General features: G+C 61.2%; 16 protein-coding genes. 15 read left to right on the forward strand and 1 reads right to left on the reverse strand.

The window, feature by feature from the left end:
• From AC1DLV_RS29665 to AC1DLV_RS29700, 8 genes are all read left to right on the forward strand, one after another.
• A partial coding sequence (locus AC1DLV_RS29665) for a malate synthase G (RefSeq protein ID WP_476836336.1) occupies positions 1-1,026 on the forward strand: 1,026 nt, incomplete at its 5' end.
• Between the two features lie 9 nt (positions 1,027-1,035).
• The gene (locus AC1DLV_RS29670) at positions 1,036-1,467 is read left to right on the forward strand and encodes a GlcG/HbpS family heme-binding protein (protein WP_476803548.1); all 432 of its coding nucleotides are present in this window, start codon (positions 1,036-1,038) and stop codon (positions 1,465-1,467) included.
• Positions 1,468-1,639: 172 nt separating this feature from the next.
• Positions 1,640-2,728: an NAD/NADP octopine/nopaline dehydrogenase family protein gene (locus tag AC1DLV_RS29675; RefSeq protein ID WP_476803549.1), complete on the forward strand. Its 1,089-nt coding sequence runs from the start codon at positions 1,640-1,642 to the stop codon at positions 2,726-2,728.
• Positions 2,725-3,615, forward strand: a complete 891-nt coding sequence (locus tag AC1DLV_RS29680) for a dipicolinate synthase subunit DpsA (protein ID WP_476803550.1) — start codon at positions 2,725-2,727, stop codon at positions 3,613-3,615. Before AC1DLV_RS29675 ends, AC1DLV_RS29680 begins: the two co-directional genes overlap by 4 nt.
• A complete protein-coding gene (locus AC1DLV_RS29685) occupies positions 3,612-4,958 on the forward strand; it encodes a dihydroorotase (protein ID WP_476803551.1) in 1,347 nt (448 codons plus the stop codon). The genes AC1DLV_RS29680 and AC1DLV_RS29685 overlap by 4 nt, the downstream gene beginning before the upstream one ends.
• The gene (locus tag AC1DLV_RS29690) at positions 4,955-5,638 is read left to right on the forward strand and encodes a resolvase (protein ID WP_476803552.1); all 684 of its coding nucleotides are present in this window, start codon (positions 4,955-4,957) and stop codon (positions 5,636-5,638) included. Before AC1DLV_RS29685 ends, AC1DLV_RS29690 begins: the two co-directional genes overlap by 4 nt.
• Positions 5,639-5,640: 2 nt before the next feature.
• Entirely contained in the window at positions 5,641-5,841 is a 201-nt protein-coding gene (locus tag AC1DLV_RS29695; protein WP_067969826.1) for a 2-hydroxymuconate tautomerase, read from the forward strand.
• Positions 5,838-6,827, forward strand: coding sequence for an isochorismatase family protein (locus AC1DLV_RS29700; protein ID WP_476783558.1), 990 nt, complete (start codon positions 5,838-5,840; stop codon positions 6,825-6,827). Before AC1DLV_RS29695 ends, AC1DLV_RS29700 begins: the two co-directional genes overlap by 4 nt.
• A 69-nt stretch (positions 6,828-6,896) precedes the next feature.
• Here the strand turns inward: AC1DLV_RS29700 and AC1DLV_RS29705 are convergent, their stop codons facing one another.
• Positions 6,897-8,249: a cytosine deaminase gene (locus tag AC1DLV_RS29705; protein ID WP_476803560.1), complete on the reverse strand. Its 1,353-nt coding sequence runs from the start codon at positions 8,247-8,249 to the stop codon at positions 6,897-6,899.
• Between the two features lie 295 nt (positions 8,250-8,544).
• Here AC1DLV_RS29705 and AC1DLV_RS29710 point away from each other — a divergent pair, with 295 nt between their 5' ends.
• The 7 genes from AC1DLV_RS29710 to AC1DLV_RS29740 all read left to right on the forward strand — a co-directional run bounded on the left by AC1DLV_RS29710 (position 8,545) and on the right by AC1DLV_RS29740 (position 15,203).
• Positions 8,545-9,285, forward strand: a complete 741-nt coding sequence (locus AC1DLV_RS29710) for a GntR family transcriptional regulator (RefSeq protein ID WP_476784928.1) — start codon at positions 8,545-8,547, stop codon at positions 9,283-9,285.
• A 24-nt stretch (positions 9,286-9,309) separates the two neighbouring features.
• The gene (locus AC1DLV_RS29715) at positions 9,310-9,777 is read left to right on the forward strand and encodes a RidA family protein (RefSeq protein WP_476789204.1); all 468 of its coding nucleotides are present in this window, start codon (positions 9,310-9,312) and stop codon (positions 9,775-9,777) included.
• A gap of 2 nt (positions 9,778-9,779) precedes the next feature.
• Positions 9,780-10,778 carry a CobW family GTP-binding protein gene (locus AC1DLV_RS29720; RefSeq protein WP_476803553.1) on the forward strand — a complete coding sequence of 333 codons (999 nt, stop codon included), beginning with the start codon at positions 9,780-9,782 and terminating at the stop codon, positions 10,776-10,778.
• Between the two features lie 353 nt (positions 10,779-11,131).
• On the forward strand, positions 11,132-12,124 hold the full coding sequence (locus AC1DLV_RS29725; protein ID WP_476803554.1) for an ABC transporter substrate-binding protein: 993 nt from the start codon (positions 11,132-11,134) through the stop codon (positions 12,122-12,124).
• Between the two features lie 64 nt (positions 12,125-12,188).
• Complete coding sequence (locus AC1DLV_RS29730; protein ID WP_476803555.1) at positions 12,189-12,965, forward strand: ABC transporter permease; 777 nt, start codon at positions 12,189-12,191, stop codon at positions 12,963-12,965.
• Positions 12,966-13,016: 51 nt separating this feature from the next.
• Positions 13,017-13,817, forward strand: coding sequence for an ABC transporter ATP-binding protein (locus AC1DLV_RS29735; protein WP_476803556.1), 801 nt, complete (start codon positions 13,017-13,019; stop codon positions 13,815-13,817).
• 114 nt (positions 13,818-13,931) lie between these two features.
• Positions 13,932-15,203 carry a Re/Si-specific NAD(P)(+) transhydrogenase subunit alpha gene (locus AC1DLV_RS29740; protein ID WP_476803557.1) on the forward strand — a complete coding sequence of 424 codons (1,272 nt, stop codon included), beginning with the start codon at positions 13,932-13,934 and terminating at the stop codon, positions 15,201-15,203.
• Positions 15,204-15,286: the final 83 nt, after the last annotated feature.

Consider the following 15,286-nt stretch of genomic DNA (forward strand, 5'->3'; position numbering starts at 1 on the left):
GGCTCGATGTATGTCGTCAAGCCGAAGATGCACGGCCCCGACGAAGTCGCCTTCGCCGTCGAGATCTTCGACCGGGTCGAGCGCCTTGTCGGCATGCCCCGGAAAACCATCAAGATGGGCATCATGGACGAGGAGCGGCGCACAACCATCAACCTCAAGGAATGCATCCGTGCTGCCAAGGAACGCGTGGTGTTCATCAACACCGGCTTCCTCGACCGCACCGGCGACGAGATCCACACCTCGATGGAAGCGGGTCCCATGGTGCGCAAGGGCGACATGAAGCAAGCGCCGTGGATTTCGGCCTACGAGGCCTGGAACGTCGACACCGGGCTTGAATGCGGCCTGTCGGGCCATGCCCAGATCGGCAAGGGCATGTGGGCGATGCCGGATTTGATGGCAGCGATGCTGGAGCAGAAGATCGCCCACCCACGTGCTGGTGCCAACACCGCCTGGGTGCCGTCGCCGACGGCGGCCACGCTGCACGCCACCCACTACCACAAGGTCGATGTCCATGCGGTGCAGGCCGAGCTCAAGTCGCGTCCCAAGGCGCGCCTCGACGACATCCTGTCGGTGCCTGTCGTTGTCCGTCCCAACTGGACGCCCGACGAGATCCAGCGCGAGCTCGACAACAATGCCCAAGGCATTTTGGGCTATGTCGTGCGCTGGATCGACCAGGGCGTCGGCTGCTCCAAGGTGCCAGACATCAACGACGTTGGCCTGATGGAAGACCGCGCCACCTTGCGCATCTCCTCCCAGCACATTGCCAACTGGCTGCGCCACGATGTCTGCTCGCATATCCAGGTGATGGATTCACTGCAGCGCATGGCGGCGATCGTTGACCGTCAGAATGTCGGCGATCCGCTCTATCGTCCGATGGCGCCTGAGTTCGACCAGTCGATCGCCTTCCGCGCTGCCTGCGACCTGGTCTTTGAAGGCCGCGCCCAGCCCAACGGCTACACCGAACCGGTCCTGCACAAGCGCAGGCTCGAGCTGAAGGTCAAACAAGCGCTTTTTGGAAATCGATAGGAACACGACATGCCCGAACTAACCCTTGCCAAGGCCGAAGCCATCATCTCGGCGGCCTTTGCCAAAGCCCAGGACTCCAAGATGAAGCCGCTGTCGGTGGCGGTGCTGGATGCCGGTGGCCATCTCATCGCCTTCCACAAACAGGACGGCTCGTCGATGCTGCGATTCGAGATCGCGAGCGGAAAGGCCTATGGCGCTCTCGCCGTCGGCATGGGCTCGCGCTGGCTCGACCAGACGGCAAGAGAGCGTCCGCACTTTACCGACGGCCTGAATGCCGTTTCCGGTGGCCGCATTGTGCCGGTGCCGGGCGGTGTGCTGATCCGTACCGCATCAGGCGAACTGATCGGCGCGGTTGGCATTACCGGCGACGCCTCTGACAACGACGAACTTGCAGCCGTCGCAGGCATCGAAGTCGCCGGGTTCAAACCGCAGGTCGGGTAAGGCGGAAGGGCATTCTTACGCTTGACAATTCTACCTGTGATCATAAAGTGTGATCAAATTGATTGACGGCAATCAAGTCTTCGCGCGGGCTCGGGAGGAAACCAGCTCGCGATGCCATGGAGCTTGAGGGCGCGCGGTTCGAATCGCCGCGCTTCGATCCTCGGAGGAGAAAATGAAAGTTGCAGTATTAGGCGCGGGCGCGGGCGGTGCAGCCTCGGTCGCAGAGTTGGTCCAGGCTGGCCATGATGTGCATTTCTGGGCACGTTCGGCCGAGACTTTGGAGCCGCATGTCAAGCTCGGTGGCGTGGCCTACGAAGGCAAACTAGGCGAGGGCGTGGCCAGGCCGGCACTGATAACTACCGATCTGAAGGCGGCGATCTCGGGCGTCGACGTGGCCGTTGTTGTGCTGCCGACATTTTCGCACTCGGCGATTGCCTCGGCCCTGGCAGCTGCCGGCTGGTCATCGAACAAGCCTGTCGTGCTCAACCCAGGCCACACTGGCGGCGCGCTTGAATTCGCCGAGACGTTTTCTCGCACTGGCCGTGCCGCTCCTCCGGTTGTCGAGTTCTCGACGCTTACCTATGTCGCGCGCAAGTATCGTTCCGATGGCGTCACCGTTTCTGGCCGCGCCAAGCAGCTCAAGGCCGCGGCACTCAGGGGCGGTACAGAAGTGCTGGAAATAGCAGGAAGGCTTTTTCCTGGTCTCACCCCGGTTGCCGACGTGATCGCCTCGGACCTCTCCAACGTCAACATGGTCCTGCATCCGCCGGCGGCTGTCTTGGCTGCAGCCTGGGTCGAGGCGACGGGCGGCAACTTCACCTTCTATGTCGATGCCATGACACCTGGCGTCGCCCGCGTCATGAAGCAACTCGACGACGAGCGGCTGGCGGTCGCCAAGGCCTTCGGGCACGATCTGCCCAATCTCGTCGAGGAAATGAAGCTGCTCGGCACGGTCGAGGCCGATGTGGTCGACACCAGCGATTTCCGCGCGGCGATTGCCGGCGGCGAAGCAAACAAGCGCATCAAGGGCCCGGATTCGCTCGAATACCGCTATTACAAGGAAGACTTCGGCCACGGCCTGCTGCCTTTCCTTGAATTCGCGAAGATCGCAGGCGTCGAGACACCGGTGGCGCACTCGCTCTATAGCCTGGCGCAGATCGCCGTCGGGACCGACTATCGCAAGGGCGGCCGTACCGCCGAGGCGATGGGCATCGCCGGCATGTCCAGGGATCAGGTCATTGAGAAGGTAAGGGCGAAATGAGCTGGCATAACACAGTCATCGCCGTCGTCGCCGGCGACCCCCGCGAACAGGAGATCGCACGCTGCGCGGTTCGTGCCGGCGCAACCGTCCGTGCCTATGGATTCCCTTGGCCGGATGAGGGTATCGACGGAGTCTATCACGCAAAGGACGCTGCTGACGCGTTGAAGGGCGCCGACATTGCGCTGTTTCCGATCCCCGGCATTACCGCCGAAGGCGCGCTGTTTGCGCCGAAGTGCCCGGAGAAGATCATCCCGACGCGCGAGATGCTGACCGGCATGCGCAAGCCCGGCCACATCATCCTCGGCTGGGGCGATGCCAACCTGAAAGGGCACTGCGAAGCACTCGGCATCACGCTGCATGAATATGAGTGGGACGTTGACCTGATGCTGCTGCGCGGCCCGGCGATCGTCGAGGGCGTGCTCAAGGTGATCATCGAGAATACCCAAATCACCATCCATAAATCCAACATCTGCCTGGTCGGGCAGGGCACTATTGGCTCCTTGTTGACCAACACGCTTTTGGCGCTTGGCGCGCATGTCCATGTCGCGGCGCGTAACCCGGTGCAACGCGCTGCTGCCTATGCGGCGGGTGCTGAATCGCTGACCCTCGAACAATTGCCGGAATATTTGCCGAAGATGGATGTCGTCATCGGCAGCGTGCCCAAGCGGCTGCTCGAACGCGAACAGCTGGCGCTGTTGCCCAAGCATGCGCTGCTGGTCGATGTCGCAGCCCCTCCCGGCACGATTGACAGGGATGCCGCCGCCGAACTGGGGCTGAAGACCGTCTGGGCACGCGGCATGGGCGCGCGCGCGCCGATCACCGTCGGCCGCAGCCAGTGGAGCGGCATCAGCAGGCGCATTGCAGGAATTTTGGAGCAGAAGTCATGAAAGCGGATCTGGTCATCAAGAACGCGCGGGTGGTTCGCCACGACGGCGAATTCCACGGCGGTGTCGCGGTCAAGGACGGTAAGATCGTCCTGACCGGATCGGATGAGTCGCTACCGGATGCCATCCGCATCATCGACGCCGAAGGCCGCGTGTTGATGCCCGGCCTGATCGATCCGCACTGCCACCTTGGCGTCAAGTATCCTTTCGCCGAGGACATGCGCACGGAAACGGCGGCGGCGGCTTCCGGCGGTGTGACCACGGCACTGCTCTACATCCGCAATCTCAAGGAATCCTATCTGCCGTTCTACGAGGAGCGGAAGGCGCTGGGCGAGGAGAACTCGGTCATCGACTTCGGCTTCCACTTCGGCATCCAGCGCGAAGAACACATCGCCGAGATTCCCGAGATCATCGCCAAGACCGGCGTGAAGTCGTTCAAGTGCTATTTCGGCTACGAGCCCGACAATCCGATCGGCATCGTGCCGGCGACCGACGGCTGGGTCTATGCCGCGATGCGCATCCTCGCCAAGGTTCCCGGTGGCGTCATCAACGTGCATTGCGAAAACACCCAGATCGCCTCGTGGATTAAGAAGGAGATCGCCGCGACCGGCCGCCAGGATCTCGGCGCCTACACGGAATCGCGCCCGGCCTTCTGCGAAGTCGAAACCATCCGCCGCATGATCTTCCTGGCCGAGAAGACCGGCTGCTCACTGCATCTGGTCCACACCTCGGTCGGCATGGGTCCGGTTCTGGCCGCCGAGGCGCAGGCGCGCGGCGTGCATGTCACTGTCGAGACCTGCCCGCATTACCTGACGCGCACCTGCTATGACGACGATCTCGACATGCGCGCCAAGATCTCGCCGCCGCTGCGAGACCGCAACGAACTCGAAGGCCTGTGGGCCGGCATGCTCAACGGCTCCGTGTACAGCCTCGGCACCGATCACGTGCCGTTCCTGCCCAAGAAGCTCGAGGATTTGTGGACCGAATTCCCCGGTGTCGTCAGTTTCCCGTGGGAACTGTCGCTGATGCTGCATTTCGGCGTCCACCAGCGTGGGCTTCCGCTCAGCCGCCTGGTCGAACTCAATTCGTTCAACCCGGCGCGGCGCTTCGGCCTGTGGCCGCGCAAGGGTCATATCGATGTCGGCTTCGACGCCGACCTGGTGCTGGTCGATCTCGACGAGGAGCGTACCGTCACCCACACTGGCAAGGGCACCTGCATATATGAAGGCTGGAAGCTCAAGGGCTGGCCGGTTATGACGGTGGCACGCGGCGATGTCGTCTACGAAAACGGCGTGGTCGCCGACACCAATTACGGCCGCGGCCGCTGCGTGACCCTGCCGTCATGACAACATCCGGCCTCGACCAACTGGACCTGGCCGGCCGGGTTTCGCTGACACCAGCACGTTTGCCGGTGCGCGAAGCGGTGGCAAGCATCGTTGCCCGCAAGGCAACGATCCGCCAGGAGCGGTTGTCGGGGATCCATAATCCGTGGGGCCATGTCATCGGTCTCACCGATCCGTGGAGCTTTCTCGACCTGTGCGAGAGCGATGTCGTGATCGAAACCGCGCAAAAGGCAATCGGCGCGGATGTCATCTTGTGGGACAGCGAGCTGTTTGTTGAAGCTAGCAGCTACGCTGAATTCTTGAGGCAGGGCCGGGAGGGCCGCTACTGGCCGGTGAGCCCGCTTGCTGGCGCAATCGTTTTGCTGCCGGTTGGTCGGGAAAACCCTCAGGCCAAGGCGATCAGCCTGGGGGAAATGAGGCCCGAAGCGCTCGACGGCTTCGATGCCGCCGAACCCCTCTATGTCATCAGGCTGATACCGGCGACGAGCCGTTTTGAGCGCGATGCAAACCATCCCGCCAACCGCGCCTGCATGGAAGAGCAGGTGCTGGTCAATTATTCGAACCGTCCGCTGTGGCTGCTCTGTGGCACCGACCGGGCGGACAACGATCTGGTTTCGGGCTTCGCGCCCGCCGTGCCCGTCTGGGCCTCAGGCGCGCTGCCCACCGAAAGAGAGGAGAAATAACTATGCCGTTCGTCGTCGTTGAGATGTGGGAGGGGCGCACTGTCGAGCAGAAGCGCAACCTCGTCAAAGCCATCACCAAGGCCATGGTCGAAGAGGCTGCCTGCAAGCCCGATCATCTGCATGTCGTGATACACGAGACTCCCAAGGACAGCTGGGGTCGCGGTGGTGTGCTCGGCATCGATATGGTGGAGCACAAGAAATGAGCCTCGAAACCCTCGATTACCGTAAGTCGGCGCTGCTGGTCATCGACCTGCAGAACGCCTTTATCCACGAGAAAGGCACGCTTGGCATTTCGGGCGTCGACACTAAGCGCCTTTCGTCGATCGTGCCGCCGCTGGCCAAGCTGATCAAGCGCTGCCAGGACACCGGCATTCCGGTTATCTGGACGATGCAGGAACACTTCGCCGTCGACCAGAACCGCGCCAAGAAGAAGCTGCTCGGCCACACCGCCCGACGCAAGCAGGTGTCGGCGCTGGCAGGCAGCTGGGACGAGCAGATCATCGACGAGCTGAAGCCGCTCGCCGATTTCGACCCGTCTTTCGTCATCCGCAAGCATCGCTTCGGCGCGTTCTATGAGACCCGTCTCGAAATGATGCTGAAGATGCTGGGCACCCAGCATCTGTTCATCACCGGCGCGACCACCAATGCCTGCGTCGAGACCTCGATCCGCGAAGCCTATCTACGCGATCTCGATGTGATCGCCATCGATGACTGCGTGTCGGGCGTCAATGCTGAATGGGAAGCAACCGCCAAGCAGATCTGGAAGCAGTATTTCTGCGAGATCGCACCGTCGTCGGAAGTGCTCGACTGGATTGGCGAGCAGGTCAAGCCACGCGTCACCAACTACGGCCACCAGCTGATCATGGTCAACGACATCGACACGTCGGTTGCCTTCTACACCAACCAACTCGGTTTCACGATCCGAGCGGCCAAACCGCTCGCGGATGGGCGTCCGTTCACCGCCTTCCATCAGGGCATCGCCCTCATTCACGGCAAGGCCAGCGATCATCGCCAGCTCGACCACATTGCCTTTGAGGTCAATGACGTCCGCGCTCTTGATACCAAGCTCAAGAAGGCCGGCGTGCGCTATTTCAACGAGCTGCATGACGGGCCCTATGGGCTGACGATCTATATCGCCGATCCCGACGGCACCAAGGTGGAGCTATATCAGGTCGGCGCGACCGCCTGAGGCTTCTAAGCCACTGTGCAGTTGTCATCAGGCGCCGGGAGACCGGCGCCTGATTTGTTCTGGCGGTTTTCAGCCGATCGGCTCGTCCAACTCGGCATAAGATGGCAGGGACGTCGCAATCGGCGCGCCGCTGCGAACAACGATACGATTGCTTTCCGGGCGCGAAAGCACTTCCGACCACGAACGGCCTTCGAACAGTATGAAATCGGCCACCTGTCCTTCGGCGACCATGCCCTTGTCGTCGAGGCCCATGATCGCGGCAGGTGTTACCGACACGGTTTTTGGCCAAACGCCTGCCGGATGGTCGAGGTGCAGCACGCGTGTGCCTAGGCGCCAGGTGTCGAGCATGTCGAGATCGCCATAGGAATGGAACGGATCGCGCGTATTGTCAGAGGCAAGCGCCACCGGGATCCCGCGCCGCTTCATCTCGTGCAGCAGCGTCACGCCCCGCCACCTTGGCGTCGTTCCGTCATGCCGTCGATCTTGGAGATAAAGATTGCAGGTCGGCAGCGACACCACCGAAAGACCGGCGGCGGCGACCTTCTCGAGCGTCGCGTCGATGTTTGCGTCGTCCTGCATGGCGAGCGAGCAGCAGTGGCCGACGAGCACCTTGCCTGCGAAGCGCGACCGTAGCGCTGCCTCGGCGATGCGGCGCAGCCCATCGGCGGATGGATCGGCGGTCTCATCGGCGTGGAAATCGAGGTCGAGACCGTATTTGGTGGCGGCTGCGAACATGCTGTCGAGAAGGTCATCGAGATCTGGCGCGGGATAGGCGACAGCACCCAGAATGCCACCAGCTGCTGTCACGCGCTTGGCGATGCCTTTCAAGAATGCCTCGTCGCGAGCGAAATCGATGCCGAACAGGCAGGCAGCCTGTAGCTCGATCCGGCCGCGCCACTCGGCCCGTATTTCCTCGAAGACCGGCCACGAGATGGCGTCCTGCGGCGGCAGCGAATCAAGATGCGTGCGGATGGCCGAGGTACCGTGGTGATGCGCCGAACGCAGCGCGAAATCCATGCGCCGAGCGATGTCATCAGCCGACCAGTTGGCCGCGCGATCGGCCTTTGTGGCTGCCAATGCCCCAGTGAACGTGCCGTCGGCATCGGATGTCCTGGGCAAGATGTGGCCCTTGTCGAGATGCGTATGGCAATCGATAAAGGCTGGCAAAACAACCCTGCCGCCGCAATCTATCTGCGCCGTTCCGCCCAGGTGGAAGCCGGCCGGATCACCCGCTGGGGTTGTTGCCAATATCTTGCCTTGCTCTACAGTCAGGTCGGCGAGAAAGAACTCGGCACACGCGGTTTCGATGGCACTTGCTTTTATCACGGCATTGTTGAGACGGACGTTGCGCAGCACGTATCGTCCCCGTAGCGCGGCCGCAGCAATTGTGACGCGCAAGGTTGCCTGGTCGAAAGCGGGCATGGTCATCGGAGGCCTCAGCAATTGCCGCAGCGATCGCGTGCGGGAGGGTTGTCAGTTGCGCAAGGGGCGCAGGCCGGTTGATTGCGGCATCTGGTGCCTGGCTGCGCATCGATCGGCGGCAGTTAAAGGTTGCCGTGCAGGGAAAGTTCATTTATTGATCACAATATGAGATCACAGATTGCGGCCTGTCAACTTCTGCCCCCGGTCGGCGTATATCTGCGGCAAGATCGCAACATGGCGTCGTTCCTCGTAAAGCGCAAATCTTGAGGACACCGACGAGAGGCGGAGAAGCGGAATGCGGATAGACAAAATCGACGGCGCCAAAGACGGCAAGGAACCCGCCAAGAAAGAACGCGGGCATGTCCATGAGCATGTGCTGCGCTATATGCGCAGAGGTCTCATGGTTGGGGCTTTCCTGCCCGGCCAAGTGATGAGCCTGCGCAAACTGGCGGCCGGATTTGGCACCAGCCCGATGCCTGTGCGCGAGGTTCTGAGCCGTCTGGTGGCTGCCAATGCGCTTGAGGAAACCAAGGGCGGTTCGGTGCGCGTGCCACGGCTGAGCCCGGATAAGCTGAGCGACCTCTTTGCCGTGCGCGAGATGCTTGAAGGTATGGCGGCCGAGCTGGCTGCCAAGAAGGCAACGCCAACGCTGATCACCGAGCTCGCTTCGATCAACAAGCAGTTGCTTGTGGCGATCGACAAGCGCGACATCCTGAACTGCTTGTCGTTCAACCAGAAATTTCACTTTACGCTCTACGAAGCGGCCGACTCTGAAGTGCTGATGCCGCTGATCGAATCGCTGTGGCTACAGTTCGGCCCGACCATGTACATGTCGCTGCTGATCCCTTCGATGCCGTGGAACGCCGCTGATCATGAAGACATTCTTGGCGCGCTGAAGGAAGGCAACGCCAACGCTGCCAAGAAGGGCATCGTCCACGACATCCGCACCACCTGCAAGGCGCTGCTCAGCGTTGCCGGCTCGCAAGGCATCGAGCTGCCTTTCGCGCAGGGGCCGGAACTTCAATTCGACTACTGACATTAAGATCTGGGAGGATACGCCATGGCCGGTAAGGCTGAACAGAATCTCGTCCGTCTGGGCATCAGCCTGCCCGCGACCGTAGCGCCCTTGGCCAACTATGTGCCGGCGCGCCGCTTGGGCAACCAAGTCTACATTTCAGGCCAAGTGCCGAGCGAGGCCGGCAAGGACAAGTACACCGGCAAGCTTGGTTCGGATTTTTCCATTGAGGAAGGCCAGGCGGCCGCCCGCCTTTGCGCTGTCAACATCCTTGCCCAGCTCAAGCAAGCGCTTGATGGCGACCTCGATCGTGTTGTCGGCGTCATCAGGCTTGGCGGCTTCGTCAATGCCGAGCCCGACTTCAAGGATCACCCCAAGGTCATCAACGGTGCCTCCGACCTGATGGTCGAAGTGTTCGGCGAGGCCGGGCGCCATGCCCGCGCTGCCGTTGGTTGCTATTCACTGCCGCGCAACGTGCCCGTCGAGATCGACGCGATCTTCGAGGTCAGCTGACCGTGCAGCCTGCCGCATCCACGATTGACGAAAGAATTCCGGTCCATGTTCTGACCGGCTTCCTTGGAAGCGGCAAGACCACCTTTCTCAGGCATCTGCTCGGCGAGCCGGATCTTGCTGACACGGCGGTGATCATCAACGAATTCGGCGAAATCGGGCTCGATCATTTGCTGGTGCGCGAAGTTTCCGAAGACGCGGTGCTGCTTTCGTCTGGCTGCCTATGTTGCGCAGTGCGTGATGATCTCGTTTCCACTCTGGCGGACCTTCTGGCGATGGTCCGTCGAGGCGAGGTGGCGCCTTTCCGCCGGGTCGTGGTTGAAACCACAGGCCTCGCCGATCCAGCGCCGATCATGCAGGCGGTAATGAGCGATATCCAGCTCCGCCGCGGCTATCGGGCGGGAAGTATCGTAGCGACCGTCGATGGCGTCAGCGGTGCCAACAGCATCGGTAATTTCGCCGAGGCCGTCCAGCAGGTAGCGCTGGCCGATTGCGTGGTCATCACCAAGTCGGACCTTGTCGAGCCCTGGCGGCTTGATGCGCTTGGCCAAGAAGTCGGCAAGGTGAACCCGCAGGTCAGGCAGCTTGTCTCCAGCCGCGCAAGCATGCCGCGTGCGGCAGACGTCTTCGATTATGACGAGACGTGGGAGCCGCGCCATTTCGAAATGGCCGACACTCCGATGGCGGGCAAGCACAGTGACGGCATCGAGACCTTCACCGTCGAGGTCGACAGGGAAGTCGATTGGGTGGCATTCGTCGACTGGCTGGAATTGCTTTTGGCCGGGCGTGGGCAATCGATCCTGCGTGTGAAGGGTCTGCTGCCGGTCAGGGGCGACCCGCGACCCGTGGTCATCCAAGGCGTCCAGCACGTCGTTTATCCCCCGGAATATCTGCCACACTGGCCTGAAGGCATGCCGCGTGGATGGCTGGTTTTCATCGCCCGCAACTTGAGCTGCACGGCGATCGAAAATTCGCTGCCAAGCACATTCGCCGTTGCGCATTGACAGTCCGAAACCCCACTCGCATCAGAATTTAGCCCAGACATTTTGTGTTGGCCATGGCGATGGCGCAGGCCGCGACCGGCCAAAGCTTGGTCGCGACGTCACGACGCGTGGCGAAACCCGCAGCGATTTCCGATGCTTGCCGGAGAGGTCTCGTGGTTGCGGCGCTCGCTCCGGGAGGTCCGACATTTGTTAGAGGCAAGCACAGATTCGTCGCTTGACAAAGGTCAATTGTGATCACACTATGAGATCAAGAATGGGGTTTGAGAGCGTGAGTTGTCACGCCTTGTTCGGGGGAGAGAGGCAGGCCTTCGGGCCATAGGGCGCCCGCGTGGTGCTCGTTAGGGAGGAGAGAAATGTTGTACGCCACAGGTCTCGTTCGCAGCGCAGCACTCATTGCCGCGACTGCCGTCACCACCGTTCTGGCATCTCAGGCCGCCATGGCCGAGGACGTCAATCTACGATTTAGCTGGAAGCTGAAGGGGGAATACGGCTTCTTCTACCTGGGTCAAGAAAAGGGGCTCTATAAGGACGCTGGCCTCACCGTGACGCTCGGCGAAGGCGCCGGTGCCCAGGCGGCCCTCGCAGCCCTTCTCCAAGGCCAGGAAGACCTTGCAGTGGTTCCTGGAATATTTGCGATTACGGCTATCCAAAAGGGCATGCCTGTCAAGATTATCTCTCTTTACCAGCCGGCTGCGCCCATTGTCCTTATATCGCATCCCGAGAATCCGGTCGTAAAACCAAGTGATCTTGAAGGAAAGTCTATCGCTAGCTCGATAGGCGAAACTTCAACTGCATACATGGGCGTTTTCTGCACTCAGAACAAAATAGACTGTACGAAGATCAGCAAGATCCAGATGGACAGCCAGACCCGCATTCCACAGTTTGTGCAGAAGAAGGTCGATGTGGTTGGCGTGTACCGAACAAGCGATCTTCCTGTTCTTATAGACAAGACTTCCACCAATTTTGCTGTCCTTGATATGGAGGAGTTTGGCCTTGCTGTCCCTGGACTAGCGGTTGTCGCTAGCGCCGACGGTGTAGAGAAGAAGGGCGACGCGCTTCGCAGTTTCCTTTCCGTCACAAGCAAAGCAATCGAAATGTCGCGCAGTGATCCTGCAGCCGCAACCGCTGCTTTGAAGGCGGTATGGCAGGCTGGGCCATCCGACAAGGTTGTCCGCGAGCAAGTCGAGGCGACTTCTAAATCCATTCCGGCAGCCACAGGCAAACCTCTAGGATGGGTTGATGAAAATACGATTGCCGATGCGCTCAAGCTGATCGGCAGCGTCGACGATATCGGCGAACCGAAGCCCATCTCGACCTTTTATACCAATGAACTTCTGACGCAGTGAGGCTACGGTGGCGAGCACGGATGTAATCGGCGCCGGTCAGGCGCAGAAAAAGCAAGGCAAGAACATGAGCAGCAAGAAGAAATCGCGAGGCCCCTGGCTTGAGCGCTATTCGGCGCTTATTCTCGCGATCGTGCTGCTTGGCGCCTGGCAGGTTCTGGTTCCTTGGTCGGGGCTCTCGGAGTTCGTTCTGCCGACCCCGCTGGCTATCGCCACGCGGATCGTCAACGAACTGCCGCTGCTCGCCTCCCATGGCTATGTGACGCTGTTCGAAGTTGTCGCCGGCTTTGCCCTGGGGGTACTGGTCGGCGTCCCCCTGGCGCTGTCGATCTTCTATTCCAGGGCCTTCGAGCGCGCCATCTATCCGATCTTGGTCGCCCTGCAGACGGTGCCGAAGGTCGCACTTGCGCCGCTGCTGGTGCTGTATCTCGGCTACGGCTGGGCGCCCAAGATCACGCTGGCCTTCCTGATCTCGTTCTTCCCGATCGTCATCTCGACGGTGGTCGGCTTGCAATCGCTGGACAAAAACCTGGTCAATCTCGTCCGTTCGATGGGGGCCAGCGAATGGCAGACCTTCTTCAAGGTCCGTCTGCCAGCGGCACTGCCCAATATCTTCGGTGGCTTCAAGGTGGCGGTGTCGCTTGCCGTCATCGGTGCCGTTATCGGCGAGTATGTTGCTGCCGAACGCGGTCTTGGTTACCTGCAACTCCAGGCCAACTCGCAGTTCGACACTACGCTCAATTTCGCCACAGTGGTCACGATCTCCGGGCTTGGCGTGATGCTCTATTTCATCATCGATACCATCGAGAGCCGAGTTACCTACAAGCGCGACTCCGCCAAATAGGCCGGCTGCCGGAGCAGCCGACAACAAAAACAGGTTCAGTGAGGCAATCCCATGAGTGCCACTACCCAGATGGGCGCGGCGGTCGACATTTCGCGGCTTTCCAAGATCTACAAGACACGCGAGGACGATGATGTCCTTGCCCTCGACAAAATCGATCTCAAGATCGAGCCCGGCAGTTTCGTTGCCGTAGTCGGGCCCAGCGGTTGCGGCAAGAGCACGCTGCTTTCACTTCTAGCCGGCCTTACGCCTGCCTCGACCGGCAGCATCGCCATCGACGGCGACGGCGTCAACAGGCCGCATCCCAAAACCGGCGTCGTGTTCCAGTCGGATCTGTTGCTCTACTGGCGCTCGGTGCTCGACAACATCCTGCTGCCGATCGAGATCAAGAAGCTCGACGTGGCAAAATACAGGGCTCGAGCCGAAGAATTGCTGGCCCAGGTCGGGCTTGAAGGGTTCGGCAACAAATTTCCGTCCGAGCTCTCGGGCGGCATGCGCCAGCGCGTGGCGATCTGCCGGGCGCTGATCCAAGAGCCCGGCCTGCTGCTGATGGACGAGCCTTTTGGTGCGCTTGACGCGCTGACCCGCGAACAAATGATCATGGATCTACAGTCGATGTGGCTTCGCTTGCGCAACACGGTCCTGTTCATCACCCATGGCATCGACGAGGCAGTGTTTCTCGCCGACCGCGTGCTTGTTATGTCGCCGCGCCCTGGCCGCATTGACCTTGATCTCAAGATCGACCTGCCGCGCCCACGCCAGTGGAGCAAGACCCACGAGGACAAGGACTATCACGGCTATGTCCGGCAGATTCGGGCGATCTTTGAGGCCAAGGGCATCCTTGTCGCCCATTAGGGCATCGGCACCTAGTCGGTTCAGCCGATCCGTCTTTACGGCAATTGCGACAATAGCGGCATGAGAGCCGCCGGGAAATCTCCCGGCGGACGAACATTTGCGCGGAGAGCCCGGATGTCCGGCACGATATTCATCCCCAAAGAGCTTGAATTGATTGAAACCCGTGTCGGGGCTTCGCCGGATACGGTGAAACGCCTGGTGGGGCTAGGTTTTGATGTGGTTGTCGAGACAGGGGCAGGGACCTTGTCGCGCATTCCCGATGCCGATTTCGCCGCTGTCGGTGCTGTCATCGGCAAGGCCGCCGATGCGGGACGCGCCGACGTCGTGCTGAAGGTCAGGCGTCCGAGCGACGCCGAGCTGAAGGGCTACAAGCCAGGTGCCGCCGTGCTTGCCATCATGGACCCCTATGGCAACGACGCTGCACTTGCGGCGATGGCCAAGGCGGGCGTGACGGCCTTCGCCATGGAACTGATGCCGCGCATTACGCGTGCCCAGGTGATGGACGTTTTGTCGTCGCAGGCAAACCTTGCCGGCTACCAGGCAGTGATCGACGGTGCGGGTGAATATGACCGCGCCTTGCCGATGATGATGACGGCGGCCGGCACTGTGCCGGCGGCGAAAGTGTTCATCATGGGCGTCGGCGTTGCCGGCCTGCAGGCGATTGCTACCGCCCGCCGCATGGGTGCGATCGTCACTGCCACCGACGTGCGTCCGGCGGTCAAGGAGCAGGTCGCCTCGCTCGGCGCCAAGTTCCTCGCTGTCGAAGACGAGGAATTCAAGGCAGCCGAGACATCAGGTGGCTACGCCAAGGAAATGTCCAAGGAATACCAGGCCAAGCAGGCGGCGCTCACCGCCGAGCACATCGCCAAGCAGGACATCGTCATCACCACCGCCTTGATCCCGGGCCGTCCGGCGCCAAAACTGGTGTCTGCGGCCATGGTCGCCTCGATGAAGCCGGGCTCGGTGCTTGTCGATCTCGCCGTCGAACGTGGCGGCAATGTCGAGGGCGCTCAGGCCGGCAAGGTCGTGACCACTGAAAATGGCGTCAAGATCGTCGGCCACCTCAACGTGCCGGGCCGGGTCGCGGCCTCGGCCTCGCTGCTTTATGCCAAGAATCTGTTCGCGTTTCTGGAGACCATGGTCGACAAGGCCTCCAAGCAGATCGCCATCAACCGCGACGACGAGCTGGTCAAGGCAACGATGCTGACCGATGGCGGCCGCGTGGTTCACCCCAACTTCGCCAGTGCCGTGGCTGTGGCCGCGCCTGAGAAGGCCGCGTCCGCAAAACCGGCTCCTGAAAAGGTAGCCGCTGCCAAAGCCCAAAAACCCACTGCCGCCAAGAAGCCGGCTGCCAAGTCGAAGAAGTCATCTCAGGGAGACGCATGATGGAAGGTCTTCAAAAAGCCCTCGACCAGCTCGACCAGGCGGTCGCCGCCGTTAGGCTCGGCGTCCAGGATCTCGCCACCGCC

This window comes from Aminobacter sp. 01T433 (assembly GCF_056398585.1).

Bases quoted from the DNA above. Each gene is read 5' to 3' on its own strand.
- AC1DLV_RS29670 (WP_476803548.1), top strand. From the start codon at position 1,036: ATGCCCGAACTAACCCTTGCCAAGGCCGAAGCCATCATCTCGGCGGCC.
- AC1DLV_RS29675 (WP_476803549.1), top strand. From the start codon at position 1,640: ATGAAAGTTGCAGTATTAGGCGCGGGCGCGGGCGGTGCAGCCTCGGTC.
- AC1DLV_RS29680 (WP_476803550.1), top strand. From the start codon at position 2,725: ATGAGCTGGCATAACACAGTCATCGCCGTCGTCGCCGGCGACCCCCGC.
- AC1DLV_RS29685 (WP_476803551.1), top strand. From the start codon at position 3,612: ATGAAAGCGGATCTGGTCATCAAGAACGCGCGGGTGGTTCGCCACGAC.
- AC1DLV_RS29690 (WP_476803552.1), top strand. From the start codon at position 4,955: ATGACAACATCCGGCCTCGACCAACTGGACCTGGCCGGCCGGGTTTCG.
- AC1DLV_RS29695 (WP_067969826.1), top strand. From the start codon at position 5,641: ATGCCGTTCGTCGTCGTTGAGATGTGGGAGGGGCGCACTGTCGAGCAG.
- AC1DLV_RS29700 (WP_476783558.1), top strand. From the start codon at position 5,838: ATGAGCCTCGAAACCCTCGATTACCGTAAGTCGGCGCTGCTGGTCATC.
- AC1DLV_RS29705 (WP_476803560.1), bottom strand. From the start codon at position 8,249: ATGCCCGCTTTCGACCAGGCAACCTTGCGCGTCACAATTGCTGCGGCC.
- AC1DLV_RS29710 (WP_476784928.1), top strand. From the start codon at position 8,545: ATGCGGATAGACAAAATCGACGGCGCCAAAGACGGCAAGGAACCCGCC.
- AC1DLV_RS29715 (WP_476789204.1), top strand. From the start codon at position 9,310: ATGGCCGGTAAGGCTGAACAGAATCTCGTCCGTCTGGGCATCAGCCTG.
- AC1DLV_RS29725 (WP_476803554.1), top strand. From the start codon at position 11,132: ATGTTGTACGCCACAGGTCTCGTTCGCAGCGCAGCACTCATTGCCGCG.
- AC1DLV_RS29730 (WP_476803555.1), top strand. From the start codon at position 12,189: ATGAGCAGCAAGAAGAAATCGCGAGGCCCCTGGCTTGAGCGCTATTCG.
- AC1DLV_RS29735 (WP_476803556.1), top strand. From the start codon at position 13,017: ATGAGTGCCACTACCCAGATGGGCGCGGCGGTCGACATTTCGCGGCTT.
- AC1DLV_RS29740 (WP_476803557.1), top strand. From the start codon at position 13,932: ATGTCCGGCACGATATTCATCCCCAAAGAGCTTGAATTGATTGAAACC.